The sequence below is a fragment of the Kineococcus deserti genome (genome assembly GCF_050871945.1).
Classification (GTDB): Bacteria; Actinomycetota; Actinomycetes; order Actinomycetales; family Kineococcaceae; genus Kineococcus.
Map to the genome: position 1 here is coordinate 1 of NZ_JBJLSI010000058.1, position 14062 is coordinate 14062.

The 14062-nt window shown below is 74.1% G+C and carries 16 protein-coding genes; 3 read left to right on the forward strand and 13 right to left on the reverse strand.

Annotation, left to right across the window (positions count from 1 at the left end):
- Window positions 1-96: 96 nt before the first annotated feature.
- A complete protein-coding gene (gene rpsB / locus ACRYR2_RS24390) occupies window positions 97-1032 on the reverse strand; it encodes a 30S ribosomal protein S2 (protein ID WP_432565565.1) in 936 nt (311 codons plus the stop codon).
- Between the two features lie 222 nt (window positions 1033-1254).
- Here rpsB and ACRYR2_RS24395 point away from each other — a divergent pair, with 222 nt between their 5' ends.
- The 3 genes from ACRYR2_RS24395 (at window position 1255) to ACRYR2_RS24405 (ending at window position 3467) form a co-directional block, all read left to right on the forward strand.
- The gene (locus ACRYR2_RS24395; RefSeq protein ID WP_432565567.1) at window positions 1255-2472 is read left to right on the forward strand and encodes a pyridoxal phosphate-dependent aminotransferase; all 1218 of its coding nucleotides are present in this window, start codon (window positions 1255-1257) and stop codon (window positions 2470-2472) included.
- A 7-nt stretch (window positions 2473-2479) separates the two neighbouring features.
- The gene (locus ACRYR2_RS24400) at window positions 2480-2848 is read left to right on the forward strand and encodes a TraR/DksA family transcriptional regulator (RefSeq protein WP_432565569.1); all 369 of its coding nucleotides are present in this window, start codon (window positions 2480-2482) and stop codon (window positions 2846-2848) included.
- Window positions 2849-2933: 85 nt separating this feature from the next.
- Complete coding sequence (locus ACRYR2_RS24405) at window positions 2934-3467, forward strand: murein hydrolase activator EnvC family protein (protein ID WP_432565571.1); 534 nt, start codon at window positions 2934-2936, stop codon at window positions 3465-3467.
- Window positions 3468-3473: 6 nt separating this feature from the next.
- Here ACRYR2_RS24405 and whiG read toward each other — a convergent pair whose 3' ends face one another.
- The 12 genes from whiG to rimM form a co-directional block, all read right to left on the reverse strand.
- Window positions 3474-4457 carry an RNA polymerase sigma factor WhiG gene (whiG, locus tag ACRYR2_RS24410; RefSeq protein ID WP_432565573.1) on the reverse strand — a complete coding sequence of 328 codons (984 nt, stop codon included), beginning with the start codon at window positions 4455-4457 and terminating at the stop codon, window positions 3474-3476.
- A 225-nt stretch (window positions 4458-4682) separates the two neighbouring features.
- The gene (locus tag ACRYR2_RS24415; RefSeq protein WP_432565574.1) at window positions 4683-5852 is read right to left on the reverse strand and encodes an RtcB family protein; all 1170 of its coding nucleotides are present in this window, start codon (window positions 5850-5852) and stop codon (window positions 4683-4685) included.
- A gap of 113 nt (window positions 5853-5965) precedes the next feature.
- Window positions 5966-7150, reverse strand: coding sequence for a DNA-processing protein DprA (dprA, locus tag ACRYR2_RS24420; protein ID WP_432565576.1), 1185 nt, complete (start codon window positions 7148-7150; stop codon window positions 5966-5968).
- Window positions 7147-8700, reverse strand: coding sequence for a YifB family Mg chelatase-like AAA ATPase (locus ACRYR2_RS24425; RefSeq protein ID WP_432565578.1), 1554 nt, complete (start codon window positions 8698-8700; stop codon window positions 7147-7149). The genes dprA and ACRYR2_RS24425 overlap by 4 nt, the downstream gene beginning before the upstream one ends.
- Window positions 8700-9059 (reverse strand): YraN family protein, encoded by a 360-nt coding sequence (locus ACRYR2_RS24430; protein WP_432565580.1) that lies wholly within the window; start codon window positions 9057-9059, stop codon window positions 8700-8702. The genes ACRYR2_RS24425 and ACRYR2_RS24430 overlap by 1 nt, the downstream gene beginning before the upstream one ends.
- 218 nt (window positions 9060-9277) lie before the next feature.
- Window positions 9278-9604 carry a DUF2469 domain-containing protein gene (locus ACRYR2_RS24435; protein WP_011981967.1) on the reverse strand — a complete coding sequence of 109 codons (327 nt, stop codon included), beginning with the start codon at window positions 9602-9604 and terminating at the stop codon, window positions 9278-9280.
- Window positions 9605-9611: 7 nt separating this feature from the next.
- Window positions 9612-10463 (reverse strand): ribonuclease HII, encoded by an 852-nt coding sequence (locus tag ACRYR2_RS24440; protein WP_432565582.1) that lies wholly within the window; start codon window positions 10461-10463, stop codon window positions 9612-9614.
- Window positions 10460-11221 carry a signal peptidase I gene (gene lepB, locus ACRYR2_RS24445; RefSeq protein WP_432565584.1) on the reverse strand — a complete coding sequence of 254 codons (762 nt, stop codon included), beginning with the start codon at window positions 11219-11221 and terminating at the stop codon, window positions 10460-10462. Before lepB (ACRYR2_RS24445) ends, ACRYR2_RS24440 begins: the two co-directional genes overlap by 4 nt.
- Window positions 11218-11883 (reverse strand): signal peptidase I, encoded by a 666-nt coding sequence (gene lepB, locus ACRYR2_RS24450; RefSeq protein WP_432565586.1) that lies wholly within the window; start codon window positions 11881-11883, stop codon window positions 11218-11220. The genes lepB (ACRYR2_RS24445) and lepB (ACRYR2_RS24450) overlap by 4 nt, the downstream gene beginning before the upstream one ends.
- 172 nt (window positions 11884-12055) lie before the next feature.
- On the reverse strand, window positions 12056-12418 hold the full coding sequence (rplS, locus tag ACRYR2_RS24455; RefSeq protein WP_432565588.1) for a 50S ribosomal protein L19: 363 nt from the start codon (window positions 12416-12418) through the stop codon (window positions 12056-12058).
- 161 nt (window positions 12419-12579) lie between these two features.
- Window positions 12580-13398, reverse strand: coding sequence for a tRNA (guanosine(37)-N1)-methyltransferase TrmD (gene trmD, locus ACRYR2_RS24460; RefSeq protein ID WP_432565590.1), 819 nt, complete (start codon window positions 13396-13398; stop codon window positions 12580-12582).
- Window positions 13398-13919: a ribosome maturation factor RimM gene (gene rimM, locus ACRYR2_RS24465; RefSeq protein ID WP_432565592.1), complete on the reverse strand. Its 522-nt coding sequence runs from the start codon at window positions 13917-13919 to the stop codon at window positions 13398-13400. The genes trmD and rimM overlap by 1 nt, the downstream gene beginning before the upstream one ends.
- Window positions 13920-14062 lie beyond the last annotated feature (143 nt).

The window sequence follows — 14062 nt, forward strand, 5'->3', positions numbered from 1 at the left end:
TGTTGCCGGGGGTCGGGTTGTTGTGGTGGGGCAGGGCCCGGGCGGGGCCCCCCCCCGGGGGCGGGCCCGGGGGGGGCGGCCGGACGTCGGTCCCGGTCAGGCCTGGGTGGAGGCGCCGACGGTCTGCGAGGGAGCCTCGGACTCGGTGGCCTCGTCGCCGGAGAGGGCGACGGCCTCGGCGTCCTGGCCGGTGGCGGCAGCGGCCGCGGCGGCCTCGGGGCGGCTGGCGCCCTCGACCGTGGCGGTCGACTCGCTGCCACCGGACTGGATGTTCTCGTTGCCGGCGAGCAGGTCCTGCTCCCAGGCCGCGAGCGGCTCGGCGTCGGTGTCGGACTTGCCGCCGTGACGGACCTGCAGGCCGTCGGCGACGGCGTCGGCGATGACCCGGGTCAGCAGCGTGACGGAACGGATGGCGTCGTCGTTGCCGGGGATCCGGTAGTCGACGTCGTCCGGGTCGCAGTTGGAGTCCAGGATCGCCACCACGGGGATGTTGAGCTTCTTGGCCTCGTCGACCGCGAGGTGCTCCTTGTTGGTGTCGACGATCCACACCGCGGAGGGGACCTTGGTCATGTCCCGGATGCCGCCCAGCGTCTTGGTCAGCTTGTCGTACTCGCGACGCAGGACGAGCAGTTCCTTCTTGGTCAGACCGGAGGCGGCGACGTCGTCGAAGTCGACCTCCTCGAGCTCGCGCATGCGCGCGATGCGCTTGTTGACCGTCTGGAAGTTGGTCAGCATGCCGCCGAGCCAGCGCTGGTTGACGTAGGGCATGCCCACGCGGCTGGCCTGCTCGGCGATGGACTCCTGGGCCTGCTTCTTCGTGCCGATGAACAGGATCGTGCCGCCGTGGGCGACGGTCTCCTTGACGAAGTCGTACGCGCGGTCGATGAAGGACAGCGACTGCTGCAGGTCGATGATGTAGATGCCGTTGCGCTCCGTGAACAGGAAGCGCTTCATCTTCGGGTTCCAGCGGCGGGTCTGGTGTCCGAAGTGCACACCGGACTCGAGCAGCTGGCGCATCGTCACGACGGCCATGGGTGGTCCTCCTCGTGCCGGCCCCTGCTGGGGCCGATCGGTTCTCCGCGACGGACCGGGCGGTCCGCTGCGCCTGGTCCCCGTGCGCACCCGACCACCCGGGGACCGGGTGGACCGAGAGGGTGCTCCCCCTGCGGTTCGCAGGAGCGGGGACGCGATGTCACCTCGGACGACCCGTCCAGGAGGGAAGGGCGCACGAGGTGCCCCCGTAGTCTACGACGCGTGAGCACTGGTCTCGACCGCGCCGTGGCGCCGACCCACCCGACTCCTGCGCTGGTCTCCCGGATGCGCCGTTTCGGGCCCACGATCTTCGCCGAGATGTCGGCCCTGGCGCAGCGGACCGGGGCGGTCAACCTCGGCCAGGGCTTCCCCGACGGCGACGGGCCGGCCTCCCTGCTGGACGACGCGGTCGCGGCGATCCGCTCGGGCCGCAACCAGTACCCACCGGGCATCGGCGTCCCGGCCCTGCTGGAGGCCGTCGCGGAGCACCAGGAGCGCTTCTACGGGCTGAACCTGGACCCCGCCACGCAGGTGCTGGTGACCGCGGGCGCGACCGAGGCGATCGCCGCGAGCGTCCTGGCGCTGTGCGAACCGGGCGACGAGGTCGTCGTCCTGGAGCCGGCGTACGACTCCTACGCCGCCGTCATCGCGCTGGCCGGCGCGGTGCAGCGGTCGGTCCCGCTGCTGCCCGGGCCGGAGGGCTTCGTCCTGGACCCCGCGGGCCTGCGCGCGGCGTTCTCCGAGCGGACCCGGGTGGTCCTGCTGAACACCCCGCACAACCCGACCGGCACGGTGCTCTCGGCCGAGGAGGTCGCCGCCGTGGCCCGGCTCGCCGTCGAGCACGACGCCGTGGTGGTCACCGACGAGGTCTACGAGCACCTGGTGTTCCCCGGCGCGCGCCACGTCCCCGTCGCGACGCTGCCGGGGATGGCCGAGCGGACGCTGACGGTGTCCTCGGCCGGCAAGACGTTCTCGGTGACGGGCTGGAAGGTCGGCTGGGTCAGCGGCCCGGCCGAGCTGGTGGCGGCGGTCCGGACGGTCAAGCAGTTCCTCACCTACGTCAACGCCGGGCCGTTCCAGCCGGCCGTGGCCACCGCGCTGGCCCTGCCGGACGCCTTCTACCTCGACCTGGCCGCCGACCTGCAGCGGCGCCGGGACCTGCTGCTGGACGGTCTGCGCGCGGCGGGTTTCGCGGTGTCCGCGCCGGCCGGGACGTACTTCGTCGTCGCCGACCCGCGGCCGCTGGGCTACGACGACGGCACGACGCTGTGCCGGGAGCTGCCCGCGCTGGCCGGGGTCGTCGGGGTACCGGTCTCGGCGTTCTGCGAGCCGGGTTCGGTGGCCGCGCAAGCCGTCGCACCGCTGGTGCGGTTCACCTTCTGCAAGTCCGACGCGGTGCTGCACGAGGCCTGCGAGCGGCTGGCCGCCCTCGCGCGGTGAATCCGCGGTGAGCCTGCGGGAGGCACGGGAGGCACGGGAGGCGCTGGAGGCCGAGCGGGCCGGGGCCCTGGCGCGGATCGCGGGGCTGGAACGGGAACTGGCCAGCGCCCTGGAGGCCGCGGCCGAGGGGACGGCCGACGACGAGCACGACCCGGAGGGCTCGACGACGGCGTTCGAGCGGGCCCAGGTCTCGGCGGTGCTGGAGCAGGTCAGGACCCGGTTGAGCGCGCTCGAGGACGCCCTCGCCCGCGTCGGGGAGCCGGGGTTCGGCACGTGCGAGGTGTGCGGGCGGGCGATCGCGCCGGGGCGGCTGGCCGCCCGGCCGTGGGCGACGCGGTGCGTGGAGTGCGCGGGTCGGTCCTCCCGGGGCGGATGACGTCCGCGGGTGCACAGGACCTGCCTCGTCCACAGGCGGCCAGGGGTGCGGGTCCGTCGACCTGAGCACGGGTGAGGCTGAGGCGGTGCTGAGTTCTGCGCTCCCGGCCTCGGTGGCCGGCTCGGTGATCGGTGTCGCCACGGTCGCGGTGGCCGCCGCGGTGGTGACCGCCGCGCCCGGGCCGGCGCCGGCCACCGTGTCCGCCGCCTCGTCGTCATGGGTCTGGCCGGTCGAACCGCCCCACGTGCTGCGCGGTTTCGACGACGTGGGCCGCTACGAGGCGGGGCACCGGGGCGTGGACCTCGCGGCGGCTCCCGGGCAGCAGGTCGTGGCCGCCGCCGCCGGCACGGTGACCTTCGCCGGGCCGGTGGCCGGCCGCGGGGTCGTCGTGGTGGCCCACCCCAACGGGCTGCGGACCACCTACGAACCGGTCGAGGCGAGCGTCCCGGCCGGAACGACGGTCACGGCCGGGCAGCAGCTGGGCGCCCTGGCCGCGGACCCGGTGCACTGCACCGCGTGGTGCCTGCACCTGGGCCTGCGCGACGGGGACGTCTACCTCGACCCGTTGACGCAGTTGCGGGCTTCCCCTCCCGTACTGCTGCCCCTGGGCCGGGCGTGAGGCACCTCAGTTCGCGTCGGACAGCTTCCCGCGCAGCTGCAGGACGGCCTTGGTGTGCATCTGGCAGATGCGCGACTCGGTCACCCCGAGGACGCGCCCGATCTCGGCCAGCGTCAGGCCTTCGTAGTAGTAGAGGGTGACGACGATCTTCTCCCGCTCGGGCAGCTGGTTGATCGCCCGGGACAGGAGGAACTTCGTCTCCTCCTTCTCGAAGGACTGCACCGGGTCCTCGGCCTTGGTGTCCTCGAGGGTGTCGACGAGGGAGAGCTTGTCGCCCTTCTCCCCCGAGACGCTCAGCAGTTCGTCGAGCGCCACGACGTTGACGTAGGACACCTGGCTGAAGATGTGGTGCAGCTCCGACAGCGCGATGCCCATGCGCTCGGCGACCTCGGCCTCGGTGGGGGTGCGGTGCAGCTCCCCCTCGAGCGTGGCGTACGTGCGCTCGACCTCGCGGGCCTTGCTGCGCACCGAGCGCGGGATCCAGTCGATGGCGCGCAGCTCGTCGATGATCGCGCCGCGGATGCGGGAGATGGCGTACGTCTCGAACTTGATCGCGCGCTCGATGTCGAACTTCTCGATGGCGTCGATGAGGCCGAAGATCCCGTAGGAGACGAGGTCGGCCTGTTCGATGTTCGGAGGCAGCCCCACCCCGACGCGGCCGGCCACGTACTTGACCAGCGGCGAGTAGTGCATGATCAGCTTCTCGCGGACCAGCCCGTCGCCGGAGGCCTTGAACTCCTCCCACATGGCCCGCAGGGCGGCTTCGGCCTGCTCCTGCTCGGGTGTGGCCGGGCTCTTGCCCTTGCGGCTGGTGAACCGTGCGTTCGCCTGAGGTCGACCGGCGGGCTGGACCTCCTCGACGGGGACCTGTGCCGTCTGCTCGGTCGTGTCGGTGCTGTCGATGCCGCGCTCCTGTCCGTTGTCGACCACCCGCAGGTCGGACTCGTGTTCGGTCTGCGCCGTCGGGGCGCGCCCTGCTCTTCGCTCCACGTGGCCCTCCCCCCGGACCCGCCGGGCCCGTGGGTGGGCCCGGACGGTGCGATCTCCGCATGCGGTCCACGGAGACGTGCGTGTGAATCTGCGTCCTTGACAGCGTAGCGTGACCGAGCAACTCCTGTACGCTACATAGCGTCGGCTCCCACCCGGCCCCGAGGAGTCGTCGCGGACCCCCGGGCGTCGGCAGCACCGCCGCCGACGCCCGGGGTGAACCGGCCCTCAGTCGCCCTTGACGTTCACCACCTGACGCAGGGTGTGCCGGATCTCGACGAGGTCCGCGGCGTCGGCCATGACCCGGTCGATGTCCTTGTAGGCGGCCGGGATCTCGTCCAGGAACGCATCGGTGTCCCGGTACTCGATGCCCTTCATGGCCTCCCTCAGCTGCTCGCGCGTGAACGTCCGACGCGCCGCCGAACGGCTGTACTCCCGACCCGCACCGTGCGGGGAGGAGTTCAGCGACATCCGGTCGCCCTTGCCGACCACGACGTAGCTCGCCGTGCCCATCGACCCCGGCACGAGCCCGGGCCGTCCCCGGTCGGCGGCGATCGCACCCTTGCGGGACAGCCACACCTCGCGGCCGAAGTGCCGTTCCCGCGTGGTGTAGTTGTGGTGGCAGTTGATCCGCTCGCGCTCGGCGACCGGCTCCCCGAGGAAGTCCGAGAGGCGGGCCGCGACCCGGTCCATCATCTCCTCGCGGTTCAGCAGGGCGAAGTGCTGGGCCCACTGCAGGTCGGCGATGTACTCGTCGAACTCGGTCGTGCCCTCGGCGAGGTAGGCCAGGTCGCGGTCGGGCAGCTGCACGTGCCACTGCGCGCACAGGCGCTGTGCGACGGCGATGTGGTGCTGCGCGAGCCGGTTCCCCGGCCCCCGCGACCCGGAGTGCAGGAACAGCCACACCCCGTCGGACTCGTCGAGGGAGACCTCGATGAAGTGGTTGCCCGACCCCAGGGTCCCCAGCGCCGTCCGCCACCTCGGCACGAGCCCTTCGCGGAACGGTGCCCGCCCGGGCTCGAGCGCCTCGAGCTCGGCGATGCGCGGAGCCGCCGTCGCGGAGATCGTCCGGTTCGCCGCCCCGGCGGACAGCGGGACGCTGCGCTCGATCGACTCCCGCAGCGGGGCCAGGTCCCGGCCCGCGAGGTCGGCGGCCGAGAACTGCGTGCGCACCGCGATCATCCCGCAGCCGATGTCCACCCCCACGGCCGCCGGGATAATCGCGCCGTCGGTCGGGATGACCGATCCGACCGTCGCCCCCTTGCCGAGGTGGGCGTCGGGCATCAGCGCGATGTGCGGGTGGATGAAGGGCATGGTGGCGGCGGTCTCGGCCTGGCGCCGCGTCTTCTCCTCCAGGATCGACGCCCAGTTCACCAGCTTGTCCGTCAGCCGTTCCACGGTCTCCACCTCTCCTGTGGTCCTGCGCTGCAACGGTTCTCGTCGCAGACACGAAGATCGACGATACGCACCGCACGCCGCTGTTCCCAGGGGTTTTCAGCCTGCCACCCTCCTCACGACACCACCCCTCGGCGCCAGCCGTCCTGCGCGCGGACGGCGTGGCCGGACAGTTCCAGCCGCCCCAGGACCGCCTGCACCGCGGCGAGGTCCAGGCCCGCGTCGCGCGCCACCCGTTCCAGGTCCGCACTCCCCCGGCGCGGCAGGCACTCGGCGACCCGCAGTTCCTCACGGTCCAGCCCGTCGAACGGCCGCCGCTCCACCCGCGGCGCCGTCAGCGGTTCGGCACCGAGTTCACCCAGCAGCTCGGCGACCTCCTCGGCACTGGTCACGCACACCGCCGCCCGTTCACGCAGCAACCGGTGGCAGCCCGCCGAGGCCGGCGAGGTCACGGGCCCCGGAACGGCGCCGACGGGGCGCATGAGCCGCTCGGCCCGGTCCGCCGTCGACAGCGCCCCGGAGCGCCACGCGGCCTCGACGACCACCGTGCCCCGGGTCAGCGCCGCGATGAGCCGGTTGCGTTCCAGGAAGCGCCACCGTGTCGGTGTCGTCCCGGGCGGCACCTCCGAGACCAGCGCCCCCTCGGTGGCCAGCCGGCTCAGGAGCGCGGCGTTGCCGGATGGGTAGCTGCGGTCGACCCCGCAGGCCAGCACCGCCACGCTCACGCCCCGGACCGCGAGCGCCGCCCGGTGCGCGGCGGCGTCGATGCCGAAGGCACCGCCGCTGACGACGGCGAACCCGCGGTCGGCCAGTCCGGCGGCCAGGTCGGAGGCGACGTGCTGGCCGTAGCCGGTCGCCGCGCGCGAGCCGACGAGCGCGGCACTGCGCGCCGTGACCTCGGCCAGGTGCGCCGGGCCGCGCACCCACAGGCAGAACGGTGCGCCCAGCGGTCGCTCGCCGGTGCCGTCGAGGTCGAGGTCGGCCAGGGTCGTGGGCCACTCCTCGTCGCCGGGGACCAGGAGGCGGCCGCCCGCGGCCCGGACGGCGGCCAGGTCGGCGGTGGGGTCGGCCTCCCGGAGCCGGACGCGCCAGCGGTCGGGACCACGGCCCGCCACGACGGCTTCGAGGGCCAACGGTGCGCCGACCTCGGCGACCAGCCGTGCGGCGGCGGGGTCGCCCGGTTCGGCCAGCCGGCTCCACGCCGCCCGGGCGAGCCGGTCGTCGGACAGCGCCGCGCGCAACGCCGCCGGGACGGCACCGGGCAGGTCGAGGGCCTGCTGTCCCTGCGCCGGCCCCTTCACGCGGCGGCTCCCGTCGCGACGGCGCCGCGCAGGGCCAGGGCGCGGCCGATGTCGTCGCGGTCGGGGGCCGTGGCGCCCCGCAGGTCGGCGACCGTCCACGCCAGCCGCAGGACGCGGTCGACGCCGCGCAGGGTCAGCACCCCGCGGTCCAGTGCCCGCTCCAGGTCGCTGGTGGCTGCGGTGGCCAGCCGCAGCGGCCCGCGCAGGACTTCCCCGCGCAGTTCGCCGTTGGTGCTGACGCCGTGCCGCTGCAGCCGTTCCCGCTGCACCGAGCGCGCGGCCGCGACCCGGGCGGCGACCACGGCGGTGGACTCCCCCGCGACCGGTTCGGCGACCTCGGCCCGGGTCACGGCGTGCACCTGCAAGCGGACGTCGACGCGGTCCAGCAACGGCCCGGACAGCTTGGCGGCGTAGCGGCGCCGGGCCTGCGGGGTGCATGTGCAGTCCAGTCCCTTGCCCACCGCGCGCCCGCACGGGCAGGGGTTGGCGGCCAGGACGAGCTGGAACCGGGCCGGGTAGCGCGCGGTGCCCCGGGCCCGGTGCAGCACGAGCTCACCGTGCTCGAGCGGTTGGCGCAGCGCGTCCAGGACGCGGGCCTCGAACTCCGGCGCCTCGTCGAGGAACAGCACACCGCGGTGGGCGCGGGACACCGCTCCCGGCCGGGGGACGCCGCTGCCGCCGCCGACGAGGGAGGCCGTGGAGGCGGTGTGGTGCGGGTCCTCGTAGGGCGGGCGGGTGATGAGCGCCGTCCCCGGCCGTCCGCGCAGCGTCCCGGCGACCGAGTGCACGGCCGTCACCTCCAGCGCCGCGTCCTCGTCCAGGTCGGGCAGCAGCCCGGGCAGCCGCGCGGCCAGCATCGTCTTGCCCGCACCCGGTGGTCCGTTCATCAGCAGGTGGTGGGCGCCGGCCGCGGCCACCTCGAGCGCGAACCGGGCCTCGGGCTGGCCCACGACGTCGGCGAGGTCGAGCGGACGGCCCGCGGCGGTGCGCTCGGGCGGGACGAAGGCGCGCGGTGGGGCGGGCAGGTCCAGCGGTGGGTCGCCGCGGTAGTCGGCGACGAGCTCGGCCAGCCAGCGCGCCCCGCGCACGGTGATCCCGGGCACGAGGGCGGCCTCGGAGACGGTGGCCTCGGGGACCACGACGCGGCGGACCCCGGCGCGGGCGGCCGCCAGCACGGCGGGCAGCACCCCGTCGACCGCGCGCAGGCTGCCGTCCAGGCCCAGCTCCCCGAGGTGGACGGTCTCGGCCGACGCCTCCGGCGGCAGCACGCCGGCCGCCGTCAGCGTCGCGACCGCGACGGCCAGGTCGAAGGCGGACCCGTTCTTGGGCAGCGTCGCCGGCGACAGGTTCACGGTGATCCGCTGCGAGGGCAGCGGGAACCCGGAGTTGGCCGCCGCCGCCCGGACCCGGTCCTTGGCCTCGTTGAGCGAGGCGTCGGGCAGGCCGACGAGCACGAAGGCGGGGATGCCGGCCGAGATGTCGGCCTCGACCTCCACGAGGTGACCGTCGAGGCCGATGAGCCCGACGGCCAGGGAACGGGCCAGCGCCATCAGAGCACCCCGCGCAGGTGCTCGACGTGGGCCGCGCCCCGCGGCGCGGGGGTGACCGCGACGACGTCGAAGCGGATGGCGGCCGGCTGCACGTCGGGACGGGTCTTGAGCCACTCCTGCGCGAGCTCACCCAGCCGCCGGACCTTGTCCGGGGTGACGGCCTCGGCCGGGGTGCCGGCCGAGGTGCTGCGCCGGGTCTTCACCTCGCAGACGACCAGGCAGTCCCCGTCCCGGGCGAGGATGTCGATCTCACCGTGCCGGCACCGCCAGTTCCTGACCAGGACGTCCATCCCGGCCTCGGCGAGCCGCTGCGCGGCCACCCTCTCCCCGTACTGCCCCACGGCGTCCTTCGCGCGCACGTGCACCACCTCCGCGGCCAAGCGTGCGGTCGGTGCAGGCCGGCGGACGGACGTCGGGCTCCGGTTGTGGAGGCCGTGGACCCTGTGCACGCTCGGGCGTCGCCGTCGCACGTCCGTGCACAGGCTCAGCGGCCGGACGCGCCCCAGCGATCCACCCTCGGCGGTGGAGCGCGGCCCGGGGGTGGATCGACACCGGGTTCAGGGCGTCGCGGGCGGCCTCAGCGGTCGCGCAGCTCCGGGGTGTCGGGCACCTCGATGTCCCGCTTCTGCAGCTCCTCGACGTTGACGTCCTTGAACGTCACGACGCGCACGTCCCGCACGAACCGCGCGGGACGGTAGACGTCCCACACCCAGGCGTCGTGCAGGGTGACCTCGAAGTAGGTCTCCCCGTCGGCGGTGCGCACCTGCAGGTCCACCGAGTTGGCCAGGTAGAAGCGTCGCTCGGTCTCGACGACGTAGGAGAACAGCGACACCACGTCCCGGTACTCGCGGTAGAGCTGCAGCTCCATCTCGGTCTCGTAGTTCTCGAGGTCCTCTGCGCTCACGGGACCATCATGCCTTCCGTGCCGCGGAGCCGTCGGAGGTGAGGTCCGCGAGCGCGTCGCCCGGGGCTCCCTCCGGCAGCAGACCGAGGTCGAGCGCTTCGGCGGACACCTCGACGACGCCCCGGTCCCCGCGCGGTGAGGGCACCCCCAGCCCCGGCAGCCGCCAGCTGCGCCGGTGCTGCGGGCAGCTGCCGTGGGCGCCGAGCGCGTCGAGGTGCTCGGGGGCGCTGTAGCCCTTGTTGCCGGCCCAGCCGTACTGCGGGAACTCCTCGTGCCGCTGCGTCATGATCGCGTCGCGGGTGGTCTTGGCCAGCACGCTGGCTCCGGCGACGGCCGCGCAGGACATGTCCGCCTTGATGCGGGTGGCGACCGCCGGGGCGTCGCAGGGCAGCGCCGGGCCCGAGCCGCCGAGCTCGTCGAGCAGGGAGGGCTCGCGCGGGTCGCTGAGGTAGTCGTGGTTGCCGTCGAGGATCACCAGGTCGGGCAGCACCGGCAGCTGCGCCAGCGCCCTGCGGCCCGCCAGGCGCAGGGCGGCCGTGATCCCGACGGCGTCGATCTCGGCGGGTTCGGCGTGCCCGACGGCCCAGGCCACGGCCCAGCGCCGCACCTTGGGGGCCAGGGCCTCCCGCGCCGCCGGGGTGAGCAGCTTGGAGTCGCGCAGCCCGGTCGGCGCCGTCCTGGTGGCCTCGTCGACGACGAGGACCCCGATCGAGACGGGTCCGGCCAGGGCGCCCCGTCCGACCTCGTCCATCCCGGCGACGAGGGTGTGGCCCGAGCGCAGGTACTGCCGTTCCAGGCGCAGCGAGGGCGGGACCGACGGCGAGGGCGCGGGCCTGCGCGCCTTGCGGGTGGTCGTCATGAGGCTCCCGGTGCTCCGCTGACCTGGTCGAACGCCGACGGCGTACCCAGCCAGTCCCAGTGCGAGACCGGCCAGACGACGGCGTAGGCGCGGCCGACGACGAGGTCGACCGGCACGAAGCCGTGGTACGGCTGGCTCTCGCGGTTGTAGCGCGAGTCGGCCGACTCGTCACGGTTGTCGCCCATCACCCACAACTGGCCTTCGGGCACGGTGACGTCGAAGGGGTCCAGGCTCGGCGCGGCCCCCTGCGCCAGGTAGGACGTCTCGTCGACGGGCTCGTCGTTGACGGTGATCTGCCCGGAGGCGTCGCAGCACACGACGTGGTCGCCGGGCAGCCCGATCACCCGCTTGATGAGGTGGTCGTCGGAGTCCTCCGGCAGCAGGCCGATGAAGGTCAGCGCCTCGGCCACCACCGTGCCCACCGGGCCACGTTCGGGCGGGGCGGTCTGGCTCAGCCAGTTCCCGGGGTCGGAGAAGACGACGACGTCACCGCGGTGCAGGTCGAACGGGCCGGGCGTCAGCTTGCTGACGATGACGCGGTCGCCGATGTCGAGCGTCTCCTCCATCGACTGCGAGGGGATGAAGAAGGCCTGCAGCAGGAACGTCTTGACGACGAGGGAGACCACGAGGGCCACCGCGACGACGAGGACGGTCTCCTTGATCGCCGCGAACACGCCGCCGGCGGCCGAGCGCCTCGGCGGGGGCGGCGCGCTCGCCTCCCGTTCGGCGTCCTGTTCGGCGTCGTGGTCCGCGCTCACCGGCTGCTCCCCCGTTCGACGGTCCCGACCGCATCCAGCGGCCAGGTGACGGCGACCACGCGCCCGATGACGTCGCCGAGGGCGATCGTGCCCCCGCCGGGCGAGCCGAGGTGCGAGCGCGAGTCGACGCTGTCGCTGCGGTGGTCTCCCATCACCCACAGTCTGCCGTCCGGCACCTCGATGTCGAACGTCACGTCGCTGGCCGCGTCCCCGGGGAACACGTACGGCTCCTCCAGCGGCTCGCCGTCGACCAGCAGCCGGCCCTGGTCGTCGCAGCAGGTGACGCGGTCGCCCGGCAGGCCGACGACGCGCTTGACGTAGTCGGACTCCCCCGGCCGGAAACCCAGCACCGCGGCCACCGCAGCACCCAGCCGCGCCAGGCCCTCCGGCTCGGGTGGGCTGTCGGCGAACGTGCCGGTCCCGTCGAAGACGATGACGTCACCGCGTTCGACGTCGTCCGCGTCGACGCGCCAGACCAGCACCCGCTCGCCCGGTTCCAGGGTCGGCTGCATGGAGTCCGACGGGATGGAGAACGACTGCGCCACGAAGGTGCGCACCAGCAGGACGATCAGCAGCGCGACGGCCAGGACGACGACGGCCCGCGCGCCGTGGGAACGCTGCCGGCCGGCCGGCGAGGCCGACCGCTGCTGGGTGGTCGTCACGGAACTCCTGTTCGCGGTCGCTCACCGCGGGGACGGGGTCGTCAGCGCCGCGGCGGGGCGAGTCTAGACGGCCCGGCCCGACGCCCCGGGGAACGGCGTGGGGACGTGCCCGGGAACGACGCGAGCCGGGCCCCCGAAGGGACCCGGCTCGGTGCGGTGCGCGGTGCGGACGTCAGCCGCGGGGCGTCGCGGAGTCGCGACGCTCCTTGATCTTGGCGGCCTTGCCGCGCAGGTCGCGCAGGTAGTACAGCTTGGCGCGCTTGACGTCACCGCGGGTGACGACCTCGACCTTGTCGATGATCGGGGTGTGCAGCGGGAAGGTGCGCTCCACGCCGACGCCGAAGCTGACCTTGCGGACGGTGAAGCTCTCGCGGATGCCGCCGCCGGTGCGGCGGATCACGACGCCCTTGAAGACCTGGACGCGGGAGCGGTTGCCCTCGACGACCTTGACGTGGACGTTGAGGGTGTCACCGGCGCGGAACTCCGGGATGTCGGTGCGCAGGCTGGCTGCGTCCACGTTGTCGAGCACGTTCATGGCTCTACTCACTTCCCCTGTCGACGCCACAGGTCATCGGCACAGGCTCTGGTCCCGTGACGGGTGGTCCGGCCGGGCGCGCCCCCTGTGGCAGACGCACCCTCCACCGCCCGTGGGCAGCGGTCACCGGCCGTCACGGCTCGTTCGTTGGTGTCAGCGGATCAGTCTGCCACAACGGGAGCGCGGAGGAGGAATCCGTGATCACCAGGAGCCCAGCCCAGCTCGGCGAGGACGGCGAGGTCACGGGCGTCGCAGCGCGCGGGGTCCAGACGTTCCAGCACGTCGGGACGTCGGGTCGCCGTGCGGCGCAGCGCCTCGTCCCGCCGCCACCGCTCGACCGCGCCGTGGTTGCCGCCGGCCAGCACGGCCGGCACGTCCAGTCCGCGCCAGGACGCGGGCTTGGTGTACGCCGGGTGCTCCAGCAGCCCGTCGTGCTCGGGCGCGTGGCTCTCCTCGGTCAGCGAGGCGGCGTTGCCGACGACCCCCGGCACGAGCCGCACGACGGCCTCGGTGATGGCCAGCACGGCCACCTCCCCGCCGTTGAGGACGTAGTCGCCCAGCGACACCTCCCGCACCCGGATGCGGGTGCGGTAGTGCTCCACGACGCGCGCGTCGATGCCCTCGTAGCGGCCGCAGGCGAAGACGAGCCAGGGTTCGGCGGCCAGTTCGACCGCGGCGCGCTGGGTGAACACCTCCCCCACCGGCGAGGGGACGACCAGGACGGGTCCCTCCTCGCGGGCGCCGGCCGGCGGGTCGGCCAGGACGGCGTCGAGCGCCTCGCCCCACGGTTCGGGCTTCATGAGCAGTCCGGCGCCCCCGCCGTAGGGGGTGTCGTCGACCGTGCGGTGCCGGTCGTGGGTGTGCTCGCGCAGGTCGCGCACCCGCACGTCCAGCAGACCCTGCGCCTGCGCCTTGCCGATGAGCGAGAGCTGCAGCGGGGCCAGGTACTCGCCGAAGATCGTGACGACGTCCAGCCGCATCAGTCCTCGTCCCCCGGGATCTCCACGAACAGGCCGCCGGGCGGGTTCAGGACGACCTTGCGCCGGCGCACGTCCACGGCGGGGACCAGCGCGCGCACGAACGGGACCAGGACCTCTCGGCCGTCGGTACCGGTCACGACCAGGACGTCCTGGGCTCCGCCGGTCAGCAGGTCCGCGACGGTGCCCAGCGGGGTGCCGGTGACGGTGACGGCGGCCAGCCCGGCCAGCTGGTGGGGGTACCAGGCGTCGTCGTCGGCCTCGGCCTCGTCGTCGACGTCCACCAGCAGCAGCGTGTCGCGCAGGGCCTCGACGGCCGTGCGGTCGGCGACCTCGGTGAAGGTGAGCAGCAGGGTCCCGCTGTGCCAGCGCGCCTTCGCCACGGTCAACCGTCCCCGGTCGGGCTCGGTGCGCAGCACCGCTCCGGGGACGAACCGCGCGTCCGGGTCGTCGGTGCGGACCTCGACGGTCACCTCACCGCGCACCCCGTGCGGGCGCCCGATCCGGGCGACGACGTACTCCACGTGTGCTCCTGACGTGCTCGAACGGAAGAGGGGGGGGGGGGGGGGGGGGGGGGGGGGGGGGGGGGGGGGGGGGGGGGGGGGGGGGGGGGGGGGGGGGGGGGGGGGGGGGGGGGGGGGGGGGGGGGGGGGGGGGGGGGGGGGGG